This window comes from Neorhizobium sp. T7_12 (genome assembly GCF_002968535.1).
In the GTDB taxonomy this organism is placed as follows: Bacteria; Pseudomonadota; Alphaproteobacteria; order Rhizobiales; family Rhizobiaceae; genus Neorhizobium; species Neorhizobium tomejilense.
In genome coordinates this window covers 505,585-523,062 of sequence record NZ_PVBK01000003.1, presented here as the reverse complement: position 1 = coordinate 523,062, position 17,478 = coordinate 505,585, and the positions used below count along the sequence as shown (strand labels likewise).

General features: G+C 59.2%; 19 protein-coding genes and 3 pseudogenes. 11 read left to right on the top strand and 11 right to left on the bottom strand.

Annotated elements, in window-relative coordinates; translation table 11 throughout:
- Positions 1 to 214: 214 nt before the first annotated feature.
- Together C5J26_RS11455 and C5J26_RS11450 are read left to right on the top strand one after the other, a co-directional pair.
- Entirely contained in the window at positions 215 to 724 is a 510-nt protein-coding gene (locus tag C5J26_RS11455; protein ID WP_105401851.1) for a DUF305 domain-containing protein, read from the top strand.
- Positions 725 to 835: 111 nt separating this feature from the next.
- Positions 836 to 1,135: pseudogene (locus tag C5J26_RS11450) on the top strand (integrase); the annotation flags it as partial.
- Positions 1,136 to 1,223: 88 nt separating this feature from the next.
- Here the strand turns inward: C5J26_RS11450 and C5J26_RS11445 are convergent.
- Positions 1,224 to 1,658 carry a type II toxin-antitoxin system VapC family toxin gene (locus C5J26_RS11445; RefSeq protein WP_105401850.1) on the bottom strand — a complete coding sequence of 145 codons (435 nt, stop codon included), beginning with the start codon at positions 1,656 to 1,658 and terminating at the stop codon, positions 1,224 to 1,226.
- The gene (locus C5J26_RS11440) at positions 1,658 to 1,900 is read right to left on the bottom strand and encodes a type II toxin-antitoxin system Phd/YefM family antitoxin (RefSeq protein ID WP_105401887.1); all 243 of its coding nucleotides are present in this window, start codon (positions 1,898 to 1,900) and stop codon (positions 1,658 to 1,660) included. Before C5J26_RS11440 ends, C5J26_RS11445 begins: the two co-directional genes overlap by 1 nt.
- A 210-nt stretch (positions 1,901 to 2,110) precedes the next feature.
- Here C5J26_RS11440 and C5J26_RS33235 point away from each other — a divergent pair.
- From C5J26_RS33235 to C5J26_RS11415, 5 genes and pseudogenes are all read left to right on the top strand, one after another.
- Positions 2,111 to 2,325 (top strand): annotated as a pseudogene (locus C5J26_RS33235) (integrase); the annotation flags it as partial.
- A gap of 93 nt (positions 2,326 to 2,418) precedes the next feature.
- Positions 2,419 to 2,685 (top strand): type II toxin-antitoxin system Phd/YefM family antitoxin, encoded by a 267-nt coding sequence (locus C5J26_RS11430; RefSeq protein ID WP_105401886.1) that lies wholly within the window; start codon positions 2,419 to 2,421, stop codon positions 2,683 to 2,685.
- Positions 2,682 to 3,104 carry a type II toxin-antitoxin system VapC family toxin gene (locus tag C5J26_RS11425; RefSeq protein ID WP_105401849.1) on the top strand — a complete coding sequence of 141 codons (423 nt, stop codon included), beginning with the start codon at positions 2,682 to 2,684 and terminating at the stop codon, positions 3,102 to 3,104. Before C5J26_RS11430 ends, C5J26_RS11425 begins: the two co-directional genes overlap by 4 nt.
- A gap of 98 nt (positions 3,105 to 3,202) precedes the next feature.
- Positions 3,203 to 3,554, top strand: a pseudogene (locus tag C5J26_RS33230) (integrase); the annotation flags it as partial.
- Positions 3,555 to 3,710: 156 nt separating this feature from the next.
- Positions 3,711 to 4,154 (top strand): hypothetical protein, encoded by a 444-nt coding sequence (locus tag C5J26_RS11415; RefSeq protein ID WP_172745826.1) that lies wholly within the window; start codon positions 3,711 to 3,713, stop codon positions 4,152 to 4,154.
- Positions 4,155 to 4,171: 17 nt separating this feature from the next.
- Here the strand turns inward: C5J26_RS11415 and C5J26_RS11410 are convergent, their stop codons facing one another.
- Together C5J26_RS11410 and C5J26_RS11405 are read right to left on the bottom strand one after the other, a co-directional pair.
- Positions 4,172 to 4,417 (bottom strand): SMI1/KNR4 family protein, encoded by a 246-nt coding sequence (locus C5J26_RS11410; protein WP_245441149.1) that lies wholly within the window; start codon positions 4,415 to 4,417, stop codon positions 4,172 to 4,174.
- Positions 4,405 to 5,721, bottom strand: coding sequence for a hypothetical protein (locus C5J26_RS11405; RefSeq protein ID WP_105401885.1), 1,317 nt, complete (start codon positions 5,719 to 5,721; stop codon positions 4,405 to 4,407). Before C5J26_RS11405 ends, C5J26_RS11410 begins: the two co-directional genes overlap by 13 nt.
- 348 nt (positions 5,722 to 6,069) lie before the next feature.
- On the opposite strand from C5J26_RS11405, the gene C5J26_RS11400 reads away from it, so the two are divergent.
- Complete coding sequence (locus C5J26_RS11400) at positions 6,070 to 6,978, top strand: nucleotidyltransferase and HEPN domain-containing protein (RefSeq protein WP_245441148.1); 909 nt, start codon at positions 6,070 to 6,072, stop codon at positions 6,976 to 6,978.
- A 248-nt stretch (positions 6,979 to 7,226) separates the two neighbouring features.
- On the opposite strand, the gene C5J26_RS11395 is transcribed toward C5J26_RS11400, so the two are convergent.
- From C5J26_RS11395 to C5J26_RS11370, 6 genes are all read right to left on the bottom strand, one after another.
- Positions 7,227 to 8,297, bottom strand: coding sequence for an ABC transporter ATP-binding protein (locus C5J26_RS11395; RefSeq protein ID WP_105401846.1), 1,071 nt, complete (start codon positions 8,295 to 8,297; stop codon positions 7,227 to 7,229).
- Positions 8,294 to 9,121 (bottom strand): carbohydrate ABC transporter permease, encoded by an 828-nt coding sequence (locus C5J26_RS11390; RefSeq protein ID WP_105401845.1) that lies wholly within the window; start codon positions 9,119 to 9,121, stop codon positions 8,294 to 8,296. The genes C5J26_RS11395 and C5J26_RS11390 overlap by 4 nt, the downstream gene beginning before the upstream one ends.
- The gene (locus C5J26_RS11385; protein ID WP_105401844.1) at positions 9,118 to 10,020 is read right to left on the bottom strand and encodes a carbohydrate ABC transporter permease; all 903 of its coding nucleotides are present in this window, start codon (positions 10,018 to 10,020) and stop codon (positions 9,118 to 9,120) included. The genes C5J26_RS11390 and C5J26_RS11385 overlap by 4 nt, the downstream gene beginning before the upstream one ends.
- A 72-nt stretch (positions 10,021 to 10,092) precedes the next feature.
- Positions 10,093 to 11,325 carry a sugar ABC transporter substrate-binding protein gene (locus C5J26_RS11380; protein WP_105401843.1) on the bottom strand — a complete coding sequence of 411 codons (1,233 nt, stop codon included), beginning with the start codon at positions 11,323 to 11,325 and terminating at the stop codon, positions 10,093 to 10,095.
- Between the two features lie 78 nt (positions 11,326 to 11,403).
- On the bottom strand, positions 11,404 to 12,309 hold the full coding sequence (locus C5J26_RS11375) for a sugar phosphate isomerase/epimerase (protein WP_105401842.1): 906 nt from the start codon (positions 12,307 to 12,309) through the stop codon (positions 11,404 to 11,406).
- A gap of 11 nt (positions 12,310 to 12,320) precedes the next feature.
- The gene (locus C5J26_RS11370) at positions 12,321 to 13,355 is read right to left on the bottom strand and encodes a Gfo/Idh/MocA family protein (protein WP_105401884.1); all 1,035 of its coding nucleotides are present in this window, start codon (positions 13,353 to 13,355) and stop codon (positions 12,321 to 12,323) included.
- Positions 13,356 to 13,500: 145 nt separating this feature from the next.
- Between C5J26_RS11370 and C5J26_RS11365 the strand changes: the two genes are divergently transcribed.
- The 3 genes from C5J26_RS11365 (at position 13,501) to chrA (ending at position 16,967) form a co-directional block, all read left to right on the top strand.
- Complete coding sequence (locus tag C5J26_RS11365) at positions 13,501 to 14,517, top strand: LacI family DNA-binding transcriptional regulator (protein ID WP_105401841.1); 1,017 nt, start codon at positions 13,501 to 13,503, stop codon at positions 14,515 to 14,517.
- Positions 14,518 to 14,743: 226 nt separating this feature from the next.
- Positions 14,744 to 15,556 carry a sulfurtransferase/chromate resistance protein gene (locus tag C5J26_RS11360; protein ID WP_105401840.1) on the top strand — a complete coding sequence of 271 codons (813 nt, stop codon included), beginning with the start codon at positions 14,744 to 14,746 and terminating at the stop codon, positions 15,554 to 15,556.
- Positions 15,557 to 15,560: 4 nt separating this feature from the next.
- The gene (chrA, locus tag C5J26_RS11355) at positions 15,561 to 16,967 is read left to right on the top strand and encodes a chromate efflux transporter (protein WP_105401839.1); all 1,407 of its coding nucleotides are present in this window, start codon (positions 15,561 to 15,563) and stop codon (positions 16,965 to 16,967) included.
- Between the two features lie 101 nt (positions 16,968 to 17,068).
- On the opposite strand, the gene C5J26_RS11350 is transcribed toward chrA, so the two are convergent.
- The gene (locus C5J26_RS11350; RefSeq protein WP_105401838.1) at positions 17,069 to 17,308 is read right to left on the bottom strand and encodes a hypothetical protein; all 240 of its coding nucleotides are present in this window, start codon (positions 17,306 to 17,308) and stop codon (positions 17,069 to 17,071) included.
- Positions 17,309 to 17,478: the final 170 nt, after the last annotated feature.

Here is a 17,478-nt window from a genome sequence, read left to right as displayed (position 1 = left end):
GAGCGGTGCTTCAACCGAATGAAGCACTTCCGCCGCTTCGCGACGCGCTACGACCGCAGAACCATTCACTTCCAAGGCTTCCTCTATCTCGTCGCCGCTATGATCTGGCTGCGATGAATGTCGATTCATCCTAGGAACAATAGCTTTCGAGTTCACCGATCTGGAACAATCATGCCCGAGACATGTTCGTCATACTTCCCAAAAGGAGCCAACCATGTCTTACGGCCGCTTTGCCGCAATGATCGTCACATCGACGGTGGTCATGTTCTGGTTGATGTACCTCAACACCCACGCTCTCGATCATGTGACCTATAGCCAGACAAGGACCTGGATGGCTTTGTTGATGGGCGCCGTCATGGCAATCATTATGATGGCGTTCATGTGGTCGATGTACAAAAACAAGACCACCAACGCAGCCATCATCGCGGCAAGCGTTGTTGTGTTCGCTGGTTCGCTCTGGCTGGTGCGCAGCCAGGAAACGGTTTACGACGTCAGCTATATGAAAGCGATGATACCACATCATTCGATAGCGATCATGACAAGCGAACGCGCCCATATCAGAGACCCACGGGTGCGAAAGCTGGCGGACGAGATCATTGACGCCCAAGTTCGGGAAATCAGTGAGATGAAAACGCTAATCGCAGACCTGCAAGCACGTCCAGTTCCGGAAAACGCGCGGGATCTCCCGTCCTACCGCGAACGAGGGGCGCCGGCGCCTGAGTAAGTGCCCTGAGCCGCAAAGCCCCCTTGCCGGCGCGAAACCGTTAGCACTATTCTCGGTACGGGAGTTTCAGCTTAGCGCTTCAATTGAAATCGGGAAGTAAAAGCTACAGTGGCCAAGATCGAGAGTGGAAGCGTGTTTCGCGGGATCGGACGCTGGGGGACGGTTTCTCGACGCGCGCTCGATCCGCAGTCGGTCAATGCGATCATCAAACAACGAGCGACGATGGCGGGGCTGGATAGTGGGGAGTTTTCGGCGCGCAGCTTGCGGTCGGGATATCTGACCGAAGCGGCGAACCGCGGTATCCCCCTCCCCGAGGCTATGGAGCAGTCTCGGCACCGATCCGTGCAACAGGCATCAAGCTACTATAACAACGCGACCACGCGCAGTGGTCGCGCGGCGCGGCTGCTTTAAACCAGGATGAACTCGGTACGACTGAGAAGTCCTCGTCTCCCGACCAATCTCATTTGAACTGCCGGACTTCCCGAGAAGGCCCCCTCCCCTACAACTCCGGCAATGCCTCAAACGGATCGAGTACCTGAACGCCCAAGGGCCCGAAATGGCGCATATTGCGAGTCAAGACCGTCAATCCATGTACTTTAGCCGTGGCGGCTATCGCAATGTCTTCAAAACCCGGCCGGTGGGCGCGAGCGTCATCAAGAATCCGGCCAGCAGCATGCGCGCACCTGAGATCGAACGGTAACAGCTTCTGCGCGTAGAGATATTCGATGCTCTCCCACCAATCGTTCAGCCGCTGTGCCTTGGTGGTCGCACCATCCCGCTCGGCTTTGGCGATCCCGGATTTGACCTCAGCGGCCGAAATGACCGACAAAAACAATTGCGAACTTGCCTTATCGAGCCATTCGACCAGCTGGCCGGAACTTTGCCGTTTGGACGGGGCGAGGGCGGATATGACGTTCGTATCGACCAGGAACATCAGAGATCAACGTCTCGGGCCGGGTTGCTGCTGCGAGCAGGGATATCAGCCTCATCGCCGGGGAACGCTGCCAACAAACGGCCAAAGCTTGGCACGCGGGATAGTTTTTCATACTCCTCGAATGAAAGCACTACGGCTTCCTTTTTGCCGTGCCGAGTGATGATGGCCGGATTGCCATGGATGGCCTGGTCGATAACCGCAGAAAACGTCGCCTTGGCATCCTTGAGCTGGATTTCTCTCACATCGGGCTCCATCTGTGACTATAGTAGTCATATAACAAGATGAGGTTATTTGAGCAAGAGTTGGAAGTTTCCAAAAAACGCTCACATCCGTTCATTTTCTCGCGTTACTTATTTTTACAATACACCCGAAAGCGCGCGACAAAACCATGGCAAAACGGCAAGTCGCCAATCCATCGCCGGCACCAAACGTCTTATAGGCTATGCACGTGTGCAATAGCCGCCGGCGTTCGCGGCGATCTCGGCGAGACCGAGCGCGCCTTCAAGTTCTCCGGTCATTCCCTTCGCGCTGGCCTGCCTCCTGTGCCGAGGTCGATGAGCGCTACGTCCAGAAGCGGCTTGGCCACCCATCCGCAGGGGTTACTCGCAGAGATCAGCGGCGAAGGGATCGCCTCCGCGTGAATCTGACCAAGGCTTCAAGGCTATAGCTGGCGCCTGCCCTCCATCGTCCGGCCGCCCGCTTGCAGGTTCACTTCCCACGCACTATAGTCACTATAGTCATGTTGGTTACAGGTGAGACTATGCATGCATCAAGGCACGATGATATGAGCTGGACGGTCGCTGGCGCGAAGGCAAAGCTTTCGGAAGTCATGGAGCGCGCGCAGTTGGCGCCTCAGACCATTACCCGCAATGGGAAGCCGAGCGTGGTGGTCGTTTCTGCCGAAGAGTGGCAGAAGAAGACTGCACGCAGGGGATCGCTTGCGGAATATCTTTTGGGATCGCCTCTGCGTGGCGCCGATCTGGATATTGAGCGGCAACACGACGAGCCGCGCGACTTGTCCTTATGAGACAACTCCTCGACACGAACGTTCTGTCGGAAGTTACAAAACCTCGCCCCGATGACGGCGTCCTGAAGTGGCTCCACGGGCTGGACGAAGACCGCACATTCATCAGCATTGTCTCGATTGCTGAAATTCGCCGCGGTGTCGCGCTGATGGATGGTGGGCGAAAGCGCGACGCTCTGGATGAATGGCTCACGCATGATCTGCCTCAACGCTTCGAAAACAGGATCATTCCGGTGGAAGCGCCTGTCGCCTTGGCTTTGGGTGATCTCATGGCTCTTGCCAAGCGAAGTGGTCGCGGACTCCCCACCATGGACGGCCTGATTGCCGCTACCGCCGTGGCTCACCAATTGACCCTTGCGACGCGCAGCACCAAGGATTTCGAAGGCTTTGGAATAGACATCATTGACCCATGGGTGGACTAATCGGGCTCTTGTTTGTCGATCTCGGTGCTCGATTGTGAGAGACAAGGAAGGCTCGTTCCTTGGGTTGGCCGACGATGTGCGCAAACCATTTGAGCGGCGACCGGGCAATCCTGATGGTCTTTTGCATCCGGCGGAAGACGGCGCAGCGAGATTGCCGCTCTTCGCATCGAGCAGATGGCGGCCGAGGCACCGATCGTCGTCGAGAACGGCCCACCCTCCCCTCTTTGGCCATTCATCTAGGCCGCACCAAAACCAGCAGCGGCGATCACGACGAAGTCGTCTATCTCACTGGCCAGCCGGTCAAGGCGTTGAGTGCTTGAATGGTTGCCGCGAAGATTGAGAGCGGCGAGTTTTCCGCTTCCCGAGGCGATGGAGCAGTCAGGCCATCGTTCAGTGCAACAGGCTTCGAGCTATTACGCTAGCGCGACCCGGCGCAGCGGTCGAGCGGCCAGTCGACGCGCTCGAAACTTGGCTAGCTGCCGCAAGGTCGATTGCTGGAGCAAAGTCTCGACACAGGACCGGGAAGGCTTAGCCTACGTCAAAAGGTGGCGATGTGTTCGCGCGATGAAATAGTAGAATTTGCCTTATAACGGCCAAGAGGGCGTCATGAGCAAATCTGCTTTCTTCGGAGCGATATTTTTTATCTCAACGCAAGCCACAGCCCAAATGGGCTATCGCTACGAGTTTCGCGCGCACAATACGCAGCTTATAGATCGCGTTTGGTGGGTTCATGGCGTCGCCATCGACAATCAGCAAAATAAAACTTGGTGGTGCGTCTACTACGTCAATATTCGTACGATCATCACGAAGCTGGAATGTTTGCGGAGGCTGATTCCGTCAACGGATATAGATCCAAGCTGGTCTGGCGGCATGGCTTTGGCGAGCAGAAATACTGATCCGCCGAAGATTGCTTGGTCACTGGACCCCTATGCAGGTAATCTGGAGGCCTGTCTCTTGGTCACCAAACTGAGCTGCAAAGCCGTGCAGCTCGGCTCTTCTCCCAGGTTGCTAGAGTCCAGTTTGCCTTCGCCTTACCGGATATGGAGATAGAGCTGCCGGGGTTGAGATCACAGCTGGTCGTCGCGGAATTCGAAGATCTCGTAGCCGTCAGCCCCGGCAAGTTCCGCCGCACTCCACAGGACCAGATAACCTTGGCCGACCTCGCCGTTGAAACCGTTGTAGGCGGCAAGGAAGGCCTTGATCTCCGCCGGCAGGATAATCTTCAGCTTCGCCTCGCAGGCCGCGATTTCAGCCGGGCTTGCGCCCGGCAACTGGCAGCCATCTTCAAATTTCTCCAGCATCAGCAGGCCCATTCGAGCTTCATCTCCTTGAGGTCGATCTGTGCGACACCGTCGCCGAAATTGAAGCCGCCGAAGATCTCCGAGAGCTCGATGTAGAAGGGCGAGAAATCGGGATAACCCTGCATCGGAAACATCGTGCCGCCGAGATGGGCGTGCCAGTCCTGAAAGCGCTCCAGCCCTAAAGCCTGGCCTTCTTCCGAATAGGCGGCGATATAGCCGCTGACCTCGTTTTCGTGCCTGAATTCGCGCGCTGGCTTTCCGACATTCGGGTCGCCCTCGCGCAAGGTGATCTCGATCGGCCAACCGTAGTCGAGCGCTTCTGTTCCCGGCAGGTTCTTCCAGCCCCTCGCAGGCCGGGCTGCCGCCAGAAGTTCGTTGACGGCAAGTCCGCCGGGCGAAAAGACGCTTTTCGCCTGCTGCTCGGCCACCGTTCTCGGCAGGTTGAATTCGCCGAAATAATCGAGCGGCGATTTCGAGAGCCAGCCGGGAACAAAAGCGCCCTCGATTGCCGGCGGTGCGCCGAGCGGTGCTGCAAACTCCTCTTCCGTCAGCCAGAAGAGAACGTAGGCGTTGTCCATGAATTCCATGTCGAAGCGGCGCGGATCGGCCTGGCGTGCGCCTCCGTTGTCCACGTTTCCGCTTGCCGGCGGCGTTTCCCATTGTTCGTCGACAAAGAGTGAGATCGCCACATACTCATCCCCGAGCGTGCGGTATTGCGGCGGCAGTTTCACCGTGAAGGCGTGGCGAAGCGGCATGCCGTTGGTGGTGCTAACCGGCCATCTGTTGGCATCGATGCCCGGCGGGCGGCCGTAGCACCAGCCGCTATTCGGACGGCGGGCGAGATCGACAGGATCGGTCATCGCCAGGTCGTAGGCCTCGGTAAGGCTGGGATCGGCATATTTATAGGGCCGCTCCGGATAGACCGCCGTCGGATCCGTCAGACTGATGATCCTGACGACATCCTCCCTGATGCCGACGCCGAGCGTGAGCGTATCCGACAGGTTCGTCTCCAGCATGGTCCAGCCATATTTCTCCCGCTCGTCCGAGATGCGCTCGACACCGGGATAAAGCCGATGCAGCTCTTCGGCCGGCATTCCCATCCTGACGTCATGGATAGGGGGAAGTTCGAAGGGGGCGCGGAAATGAACCTCGCCGAGCCTGCCATCGGCGGTAATGCGCGTGCCGAATTCCTCGATATGCAGATGGCCTTCCGCCTGTAGGCTCGGCTCCTTCCAGCTCGTCCCCAAAGCCGCCTTCAGCTCCTCCACAGATACACCCGGCTGCATCGGAGCCAATCTCGCATTGTCTATCGGCATGCGCGTCATCTCTCGCTGACCGTCCCGCGCAAGAGATAGGACGAGTCGGAGACAGGGCAATGACGTAGCAGGCTCGGAAGGCTGCTTTGCTAGTAGCGGCCGACGCCTGATGGAAGCGAATATTCCATCGAAGTACATTGGGTAACCACCGGAGGCGACGTTGTCAGCGCGCCATCGGAGGCGATCGAGATCATCCGGAAAAGGTCTGCGTCGCAGCCCAGGATCATGAGCAGGTGCAACGTCGGGCCGCCGTCCTTCGCTGGAGCACCGGGATCAAACTCGCATTCCGGTGTGGGACTAACAGAACTGACAGTGGACGGTGCGGGTTCTTTCACCTATCGATTGCTCATGAAATCGTCGCTCGATCATATGCCCCCGCGCAAACAGCGAGAACTCCGCAGGGCTCTGGAAATCCTGCACGAGGAGTTCGAGGATGCGCTGAAACATGGGACGGCCGAGTTCAAGAAGCGCGGCCGGATCCTGAAGATCATCCTGTTCGGCTCCTATGCCAAGGGTGGATGGGTCGACGAGCCGTTCACCATGAAAGGCTATCGCTCCGATTTCGATTTGCTGATCATCGTCAACGACCGCAGGCTCTGCGAATTCGCCGACTATTGGTACAAGGCCGCCGACCGGCTGATCCGCGACACGTCGATCGAAACGCCGGTCAGCTTCATCGTCCATTCCAGGCGCGAGGTGAACACCTACCTGAAAGAGGGACAGTACTTCTTCTCCGACATTCGCAAGGAAGGCATCATCCTCTATGGACTGGATGACGAGCCGCTGGCGGAGCCGCAGCCGCTGTCGCCGGCAGATCGTTCGAGAATCGCGAGGGAACATTTTGAAGAACGTTATCCCACCGCGGTCGGCTTTCTTGATACCTCGCAATACACGCTCAGCAGGGGCCGCAACAAAGAAGCTGCGTTTCTTCTCCATCAATCGCTCGAGCAAGCCTATTCTTGCGTCCTGCTGACGTTGACGAACTATGGTCCGCCTTCCCACAACATCAAGTTCCTGCGCTCTCTCGCCGAGGAACAGGACCGGCGTCTGGCCGAGGCGTTCCCGCGCGATCAGCACCGCGAGCGCGCCTGGTTCAACACATTGAACGAAGCCTATGTGAAGGCGCGGTACTCGAAGCATTACGAGATCAGCGAGGCCGCCCTCTCGTGGCTGGGAGAGCGGACTGAAATTCTGCTCGCCCTGGTCAAATCGGTCTGCTCCGAGCATCTGCAATCTTTGGAAAGCAGCCTCAGCTAGTGCCGGATCGATTGCTGTCGGTCCGGCAGTACCGCGGCATTGAAGGGTTGCGCGACTAAAACGCAGGCTCACCTTGAGAAGCCTGATCGGGGCAAGAACAACAGGCGGGGCTCTCCTGTTCGAAGCGGGTCGGGGTTTGAATGCATTCTCATTTGCGCTCAGCCGCGTCAGCCTTCTACTTGGCGACGCATCTCCATGAACTGGAATTTTTCCCAACGGCAACCGAAACACCGATAGCGCCAGCACGATCATTTGAGGCGCTGTTCAGTCTCGGCGTCGAACAGATGGACATGGTCACCGGAAAACGTCAGCCGAATGGTTTCGCCCGCGACCACCACGCTCCTGCCGTTCAAGGCAATGACAATCTCGGGCGTTGTCGCAGTCGTGATGAACGTCACCGCGCCGGTCGTTTCAACTGCCGCGACGTCGACGTTGAAGCCGGCGGCATCAGGCGCGGCTAAAGTAAGATGCTCCGGGCGGATGCCGACGATCAAGGCACGCTCCGCCGGCAGGGGGCAATCGAAAGGGATGGTTTGCGGCTCGGCAAGATCCAGAACAAGGGCTCTGCCGTCAGGCGTCGATCGCGCCGGAATGAAATTCATCGCCGGCGAGCCGATGAAGCCGGCGACGAAGCGATTGCTTGGCCGGTCATATAGATCGAGCGGCCTGCCCTGCTGCTCGATGACGCCATTGCGCATCACGACGACATGATCCGCCATCGTCATCGCCTCGACCTGGTCATGGGTCACATAGACCGACGTCGCGCCGAGGCGATCATGCAGCGCCCTGATCTCCTTGCGCATGTGGACACGCAATGCTGCATCGAGATTCGACAGCGGTTCATCGAAAAGAAAGGCCTGCGGGTTGCGGATGATGGCGCGGCTCATCGCGACGCGTTGACGTTGCCCTCCCGACAGTTCGCGGGGATATCGGTGCAGCAGGTTCGACAATCCGGTAATCGCCGCGACGTCGGCGGCCGCCCTTTTCCTCTCCGCCTTGCCGACCCCGTTGATCTTCAGGCTGTAGGTCAGGTTCTGTTCGACGGTCATATGCGGGTAGAGCGCATAGGACTGGAACACCATGGCCAGATCCCGCTTTCGGGGCGGCACCCCGTTCATGCGCTTTCCGGCGATGACGAGATCGCCGCTCGATATGGTTTCGAGCCCCGCCAGCGAGCGCAGCAGCGTGGACTTGCCGCAGCCGGACGGGCCGACGAGTGCGACGAACGAGCCCTTCCGAATGGAAAGGTCGATATCCTTCAGCGCGTGATAGGCACCGTAATATTTGTTGACGGCCGAGAGTTCGATTTGGTGGGTCATTTCAAGGCTCCCGATGTGAGTCCGGACACGATGCGGCGCTGCAAGAGAACGAAGATGGCAAGGATGGGCGTCACATACATCGTCGCGTAGGCCATGATGTTGTTCCACTCGCTGGTGTTCGGGCCCATGAAGGAATTGAGCCCGACGCTGGCGGGCTGGAGCTGGATGTCCTGGATCATCGATTTGGAATAGACGAATTCGCCGAAGGCCTGCATGAAGATGAGGATGGCGCTGACCAGAATGCCGTTGCGCGCCAGCGGCAGAACGATGTTGAAGAAGGCGCCGATGCGGGAATTGCCGTCCACAAGCGCCGCCTCCTCCAGCTCCATCGGCACGGCCATGAAGGTTGCGCGCACGAGCACGACAAAGAAGGGCATGCTTTTGGCGGTAATCGCCAGGATGACGGCAAGGCGCGGATATTCGAGCAGGCCCAGTTGCGAAAAGCCCACGAAGATCGGTGTTATCATCAGCGAGGCAGGCAGGACCTGAAACATCAGGATGAGGAACAACCCGACATCCACCCAGATGTTGCGATAGCGCGCCAGCACATAGGCGCAGCCGGTGCCCAGGATCGCGATCAGGGCCACCGCACCGAAGGCGATGACCGTGGAATTCCACAGGTAGCGGCCCATGTTCCGGCTTTCCCAGACATATGCGAAGGTGCTCCATTGGGCAGACGAGGGCCAGAAGCTGGGCGGCGTGGCAAACATTTCCGAGCCGCTTTTCAGCGCCGTCACATACATCCAGTAGAGCGGGAAGAGATAGATCGCCGCCATCACGATGGACAGGGCGAGCAGCAGCCGGTTGCGCGCATTGTCACTCATCCGCGCACCTCGTGACGTGTGGAGCGGACATAGACGGCTGCGGCAAACATCACGAAGACGGTCATGATGACGGAAATGGTGGCGCCCTTGCCGAAATCATATTGCCGGAAGGAAAGATCCCAGGCCCAGTATTGCGCGACATTGGAGGAATTGTTCGGGCCGCCGTCGGTAATCGCTGCAAACAGATCGAACTGTTGCAGGGTGAAGATCAGCCCGAGCGCGATGATGGCGCCGATGGTGGAGCGCATCATCGGCAGAGTGATGGTCCAGAAGCGCTGCCAGGCATTGGCGCCGTCCATTTCCGCCGCCTCGTAGAGATCTGCCGGAATGGCGGCAAGACCGGTGGCAAGCAGGATCATGTTGAAGGAGGTGCCGAGCCAGATATTGGCCAGGATGACCGCCCAGAGTGAAAAATTCGGGTCGGACCGCCAGAAGATATTGCCGTCCATGATGCCGGTTTGCTGCAACAGAAAATTGAGCACGCCGAAATCGCCCGACAGGATCCAGTTCCAGATGGCACCGACGACGAGACCGGGCATGACCCAGGAAACCAGAAACAGGCCCCGCAGCCAGGACGCGCCGGGAAAATTGATCCAGAAGAACAGGGCGAGCGCAAAGCCGACGAGGAACTGCCCCGTGATCGATCCCACCACGAAGACAATCGTGTTCCTGAGGATGGACATGGTTTCAGGCTGGGTGAACAGGTCCACGTAGTTCTTGAAGCCGACGAAAGGCCGGATGACGCTGCCAAGGCTGAACATGTCCACTTCCTGGAAGCTCATCAGGATGTTGTAGAGCAGCGGAAGTCCTGACAGCGCCAGGAGAAACGCGAAGGGCACCCCGACCAGAACAAGGTCGAAGCCACGGCCATCCGTGATGCTGGAGAACATTCTTTTCATCGAAACCTCGCTGAAGCCTGGATGACGGTCCGGCGGTGGGTGCCGGGCCGTCACTGCGGGATGGCGGCTGGCTCAGCCCCCGATCGACTTGATCTTCGCAGCTGCCTGATCGAGCGCGGCCTTCGGCTCCATCTGGCCTGTCAGGGCTGCCTGGATCGCGTCCTGTACGGCTTTCGAGATTTTCGGCCATTCCGGCGAAGGGCCGCGAGGCTGCGCATATTTCAGCTGTTCCACGAAGGTGGCGAGCGCTGAATCCTTCAGGGCATTGCCCGTAGGCGGGACCGGAAGGTCGGAGCGGGCCGGAAGCTGGCCGAAATCCTTGTACATGGTCACATCCTTCGACGCGAAGAATTCCAAAGCCTTGAAAGCCTCCTTCGGGTGCTTGGTGCTGGAAAAGATCGCCCAGTTGAAATCGCCCATGGCGGATGAACGCTGAGCGCCCTCGCTCGGCACCGGCAGAAGCGCGGTGCCCCACTGGAATTTGGCATCGCTCAACATCCGGTCGATCTCCCAGGGGCCGGAAATCGCCATGGCCGCATTTCCCGCATTGAAGGTGGCCGTCGAATCCCATTGGCTTCGGGTGAGCGTATCCGGCGAGGCCAGCTTTTCATCCAGCATCTGCTTCCAGACCGTCAGAGCCTTGACGGCACCTTCGCTGTTGATCGTCTTATAGGTGGCGCCGCCCATCTGCGCCCAGGGCAGGAACTGGAAAGTGCCCTCCTCGTTGGCCTTGGCGGAAAAGGTGAGCCCGTAGATGTTCTTGGAAGGATTGGTGAGCTTTTTCGCCGTCGCCAACAGTTCGGCCCAGGTCTGCGGCGGCTTTTCGGGATCGAGACCTGCAGCCTTGAACAGATCCTTGTTGTAATAAAGCGCGATCGTATTGGTCGCCTTCGGCACCCCGTAATATTTTTCGTCCCACGTCACCGATTTCAGCGGGCCGGGGAAATAGTTTTCCGGTTTGATCACCTTGGATTGCCGGATCATGTCGGTCAGATCCAGAAAGGCCTTGCGGGACGCGAACATCGCATGGTTGGGATTGTCGATGGTGATGATATCGGGCGCCTTGCCGGTCGAATAGGCGCGCATCGCCTCGCTCACCACGTCGTCGAACTGGAGCTGGCGATATTCGATCTGGATGCCGTTCTTCTGCGCGTTGAATTCCTTGATGAGGTTGGGCGCGGGCTGGATATCGCGGTCCAGCGACCAGAGAACGAGTTTCACATCCTCGGCTCTCGCGCTCATGCCGGCAAATGACGCACTGGCCAGAGCCAGTGCAATGGAAATCATAGTCCTGCGGATACCCATGGTTCTCCTCCTTCTTGGTTATCCTCAATTCTCATCCGGCTGACGCAGAGCTCCTTCTCTGGCCAGCCGGCCTGCGCATCAGACCGGATCGACGACGAATGTGCCGCCCCTTGCCTGTTTCAGATGGTTCAAGGCGTGGATCTGGCCCGTCATTTCCAGCGCATCCCGGTAGACGGGATCATGCCATCCCTCGATGTCGATGGAGCCCGACCAGCCGGCCAGCCGCAGTTCCGAAATAATGTCGGTCCAGTTGCTGTCGCCGAAACCCGGCGTGCGCATGAAAACGAAGGGATGTTTTCCGAAGATGCCGTGCTCGCGGATCACGTCCCAGCGGATGGTGGCATCCTTGCCGTGGACGTGAAAAATCCGCTTTGCCCATTTGCGGATCTGCGGCAACGGCTCGATGAGATAGACCATCTGGTGGCAAGGCTCCCATTCGAGCCCGATATGCTCGTCCGGCGTCTCATTGAAAATAAGTTCCCAAGCATCCGGGTTATGGGCGATGTTCCAGTCGCCGGTCGCCCAGTTGCCGTCCATGGCGCAATTTTCAAAGGCAATACGGATGCCCTTGTCGGCGGCGCGGCGGGCAAGCTCGCTCCAGATTTGCCGGTAACGCGGCAGGCTTTCCGGCAACGGCCTGTTGCGGATGCGCCCGGTGAAGCCGGCAACGCAGGTGGCGCCGAAATGATGGGCGTTATCGATGCAGTCCTTCCAGCCCTGAAGCGTCTGGAGATCGAGTTCCGTTTCTTCCAGCGGATTGCCGAACATGCCGATGGTGGAGATGGTGATGTCCCGCTCTCCGATCGCCTCACGGCAGCGTTTGCCAAGCTCGGCAATGTCCTGGCCGTTGGTGGTCTGCCAGAAAAAGGGCTGGAAGCTTTCAAAGCCCATATCGGCAATCTGGGAGATCCGCTCGGCGGCCTGCCCTTTCGTGGCGCTGACCATGGTACCGATGCGGATGGAGTGGTTTGGCTGTCCGGTCATATTGCTGGCCCTTATGCTGCAAGGTCGATGGTTTGCCGGGACCTGGCGCTTTCGATTGCACCAAACACCATGGCAAGGCTCTTGATATTGTCCTGTCCCGCTGTTTCCGGCACGCCGCCGGTTTCGATCGCCGAGAGGAAATCGGCAATGACGCTGGCATGGCCGTGGGTTTCCTCCTCCCGGACGGGCGGCAGAACCTCGATCGGGATTGCGCCGCGCAGCAACCCGCTGTCGCTTCCCGCAACCGAGGCGCGGAAGGCATCTTCGCCGTCCCAGGTCAGCATTCCGTTCGAGCCGACGATGCGCCATTCGCTTTCCCAGCTGGTGCGCTGGCCTTCGGCGCACCAGGAGCCGCGATAGGTGAAGACCACGTCGTCGGAAAGCTGAAACACGGCATTGGCGCTGGCGCCATGGGCATACCAGGAGCCGGGCGGATTTGTTTCCAGGCAGTAGACGGAAAGCGGTGTCTTGCCGGAAACGAAGCGCGCCGCATCGAAGGTATGGATCGCCATGTCCAAAAGCAGGACATTGTCCATCTGCTCCCGGAAGCCCCCGAAATGCGGGGCGATGAAAAAATCGCAATGGATCGCAGTGATATCGCCAATCGCGCCGCTTTCGACAAACCGCCGCATGCGCCGCACACCGGAAATGAAACGCCGGTTCTGCACGACGGAATGAATGCGCCCCGCAGCCTCGGCGGCACGGATGAGGTCTGTCGCCTCCTCCATCGAGGTGGCCATGGGTTTTTCGCTCAGCACATGGCATCCGTGGGAAAGCGCGGCCTTCACGACGGAATGGCGGGCGGCGGGAATGACGACGTCGAACACTATGTCCGCACCGGTTTCGCTGAGCACAGCGGTGAGATCGGGTCCGACGGAGACGGGCTGAAGAGAAAACTCGGCGGCCAAGGCCTGCGCAACCGACACGTCGAGATCGACCAGACCCACGACGGTCAGCGCTTGCCTCAGCTTCGGCGTGGACTGGAGCGCACGCAGCCACCCTTTGGCCATGGCTCCGCAGCCACACAAAACGACCTTGTATGTCACCGACATCCTCCCATGCAATGTTTACGGCACGGCACCTCCTGTGCAGCCGTAAACGTTTACGGTACTATGAACGCATCGATTTTTTTGTCAATACTGCTTCCGAAAACGATTACGGTCGTATGTCGAACCCTTGAAAGGCTCCCCTGTGACAGGCATCCGCCAACTTGCCGATTATCTGGATATTTCCATTGGCACCGTGTCCCGCGCGCTCAATGGAAAGGCGGATGTGAACGCGGAAACCCGCAGGCGCGTTCTGGAGGCGGCCGAGAAGCTTGGCTATGTGCCGAACCAGTCGGGCCGCTCGCTGCGCAAGGGCTCGACCGGCGTGGTGGGTTTCATGATGCAGACCGGGCCGGAAATCACCAGCCAGGGGGACGCTTTCTTCATGAGCGTCTTTGACGGGGTGCAGACCGTGCTCAGCCGCCACAAGCTCGATCTCGTCGCCCTGCTCTGCTCTTCCAACGAAGATCCCTATGCCTATCTGCAACGCACCGTGGCGCGCGGATTTGCCGATGCCATCATCCTCTCGGCCACCCGCCGCAATGATGCACGGTTCGAACTGCTGCATCGGCACGACATTCCCTTCATCTCGCTCGGCCGCAGCCTGACCGATGTCGGCCAGCCCTGGATCGATCTCGACTTCGAAGGCATGGCGGAGGTCGCGATCAAACGGCTGGTCAAGGCGGGCCACAGAGATATCGGGATCATCTGGCCCCATGGCGATCTCAACCTGGGTTATGTGTTCGGCGATCGATGCCGCGAAGTGCTCGCGGAACATGGGCTTGCCCTCAGCGAAGATCATGTCTTCCGGGCAAAACCGAGCGAGGCGGGGGGCTACGCTGTAGCACACGAGATCGCATCCAGATCTCCACGTCCGTCGGCAATCGTCCTGGTCAATGAGATACTGGTGACAGGGCTCTACAAGGGACTTGAGGACGCCGGCGTCAAGCCGGGCAAGGACATTGCGATCATCGGTCGCTACAGTCCCCAGGCTCAGTTCCTCTCCCCGGCATTGACCTGCTTTACGTTGTCTCTTCGTGATCTGGGGATCAGCCTGGCGGAGCATCTGCTGTCGGTCATGCCAGCCTATCAGTCCCATTACATCGGACAGACGCCCCGCGTGATCTGGCCCATGACATTGATCGAAGGCACAAGCGGCTGAGCGGCTTGCTCGGCGGCGACCCAGAAAATGACGTCTTAGCCACGGCCGGCCTTGAGAAGATTGGAACTGGAGACCTCAGTTCGGATTGACGAGTTTCGCAAGGTTTCGCAAAACGCTTGACATCCGGATCGGCTGAGGCAAATTCTCTGCCATGGGGTTGCGATCACCCCACGAGGCCACGGCCGAAGAATCGCGTCCATGAACCCGCAACAACGGAGGACGCGTCATGCCGTCATTTCTAGAAATCACACCCGATAAGCTCGCCCGCATCATCGGTACGCCCAATCTGCCGACGATCATCGATGTCCGCAACGACGAGGATTTCGGAAGCGATCCTCGGTTGATCCCCGGATCGATCCGTCGGGATTTTCGCCGCGTTACCGAATGGGGCACCGAGATAGCCGGTCCTGCCATTGTCCTTTGCCAGAGAGGACAGAAGCTTGGCCATGGCGTTGCGGCACATCTCAGGGCAATGGGGAAACAAGCCGAAACGCTGGAAGGCGGGTTCGAGGCCTGGCGCGACTCGCAAGGGATTCTCGTTCCCGAGGATAAACTCCCGTCGCGCGACGTCCAAGGGCGAACCGTGTGGGTGACGAGGTCCCGCCCGAAGATAGACCGCATCGCCTGTCCGTGGCTGATCCGTCGGTTCGTCGATCCTGCCGCGATCTTTCTGTTCGTTCCGGCGAGCGAAGTGGCACTGGTGGGCGACCGCTTCAACGCGACACCTTTTGACATCGAGGACGTGTTCTGGAGCCATCGCGGGGAACTGTGCACCTTCGACGTGATGATCGACGAGTTCGGATTGAAGAGCGACGCTCTTTTGCATCTCGCCACCATCGTGCGGGGCGCCGACACGGCCCGACCCGAGCTGGCCCCTGAAGCGCAGGGTCTGCTGGCCATCTCGCTCGGATTGTCACGGATGTTCAACGACGATCTTGAGCAATTGGAGGCCGGCCTGTTGGTCTATGACGCGATGTATCGCTGGTGCCGCGACGCCACGGAGGAGACGCATAACTGGCCAAATCCGAGGAAGGGATAGGGCCATGACTGATACGGCGAAAAACCTCACCATCAGCCAGCCGGTCGCCGGGGGCGATATCGTGCCTCTCTCCGAAGCCGTCAAGGTCTGGGCACGGGTCGCCGCACTCAGCTTCGGCGGCCCGGCCGGCCAGATCGCGGTGATGCACCGGATCGTCGTCGACGAAAAGCGCTGGGTCGGGGAGCATCGTTTCCTTCACGCCCTCAACTACTGCATGCTTCTGCCTGGTCCCGAGGCCCATCAGCTCGCCATCTACCTCGGCTGGCTGCTCAACAAAACCAAGGGCGGCATGATTGCCGGCCTTCTATTCGTTCTACCCGGTTTCATCTCGATCCTGGCGCTGAGCTACATCTACGTCCTCTTCGGCGACGTGACCGTCATCGAGGGGATGTTCTTCGGCCTGAAATGTGCCGTGCTCGCTGTCGTGATTCAGGCGGTCTTTCGGATCGGCAGTCGCGCCCTCAAGAACAAGGTGATGGTGGCGATCGCCACCGCCGCGTTTGTGGCGATCTTCCTCCTTCACGTGCCGTTTCCGCTGATCATCATCGGTGCTGGTGCCATCGGATATTTTGGCGGCCGTGCCGGGGTCGCTGCGTTCAGGGTCGGCGGCGGGCACAAATCCGGTTCCGGCAAAATCCTCGAAGATCGGGACTCCGTTCTCGGCGAAGACATTCCCGTCCATGCGCGATCGAACCTGGCCTGGTCGCTGAAGACCTCAGGCATCCTTGCGGCGCTGTGGCTCCTTCCGGTCGCCGTTCTGCTGCTGACGCTCGGCCGTGACAACGTATTTTCGCAAATCGGCGTGTTTTTCAGTCAGATGGCGGTCGTCACCTTCGGCGGCGCCTATGCCGTGCTCGCCTACGTCGCGCAGGAGGCCGTCGAGCAGTTCGGCTGGCTCCGTCCGGGTGAAATGCTCGATGGACTCGGCATGGCGGAGACGACACCCGGGCCATTGATCATGGTCACGCAATTTGTCGGGTTCCTTGCGGGCCATCGTGATCCGGGAGCGATCAATCCGCTGACCGCAGCGACCCTCGCCGCCATCCTGACGACCTGGGTTACGTTCCTGCCAAGCTTCCTCTGGATTTTTGCAGGCGCCCCATTCATCGAAAAGATGCGGGGCAACGTCGCCCTGACGGGGGCAATGTCGGCAATTACCGCCGCCGTCGTCGGCGTGATCCTGAACCTCGCGGTCTGGTTCGGCCTGCACGTCCTGTTTGGCGAGGTTCGCCAGATATCGGCGGGTCCGTGGTCCATGGATATACCTGTCTTGAGCTCGGTTATTTTGCCCTCACTCGTTTTGACGGCCATCGCCGCCATATCCATCTTCCGCTTTGGCCTGTCGGTCATCACGACGCTTCTGGGGTCAGCAGTTTTGGGAATCTGCTGGAGCTTTATCGCCTTGAGTTGATGTGGGCCGAGACGCTTGGCGTCTCGGCATTGTTTAGATTGGTGCCCGTCAAGGGGCGACGCGAATAGATCCTGCGGCTTTGACGCGACTGGTGCGGCTGTCTACCGCCACTGCGTCGCATTGCCTGCGGCACAGCCGTAGGGCGGCAAGGAACCGGCAAAGGTGGCCTTGAGCCTGGCGCACCCCCAGCTGTTGATCGGACCGGGCATGGAACTATTGAGCGTGATGCCGACTTCATCGTAGGGGCTGTCAGTATTGGTGACATAGCGATGCCAGCGGAAACCGACGAGAACAATGATTGCAAGGATGACCGTCAGCAGCAGGCGAATCAATTTCTTCATGGGAATATCCTTCAGACGCAAAATCCAGCGTCTAGCACCCGGATGTCGAAGCTGAAAGTGCTGCTGCCAAGCGCACGCCGGTCCCATCGGATGCAGGGCCGCAACAAGATTGCGACCCTTATCTTGAGACCACCCTCCCGCTAACAGGGACGGGTGGGAGCGAGATTTGC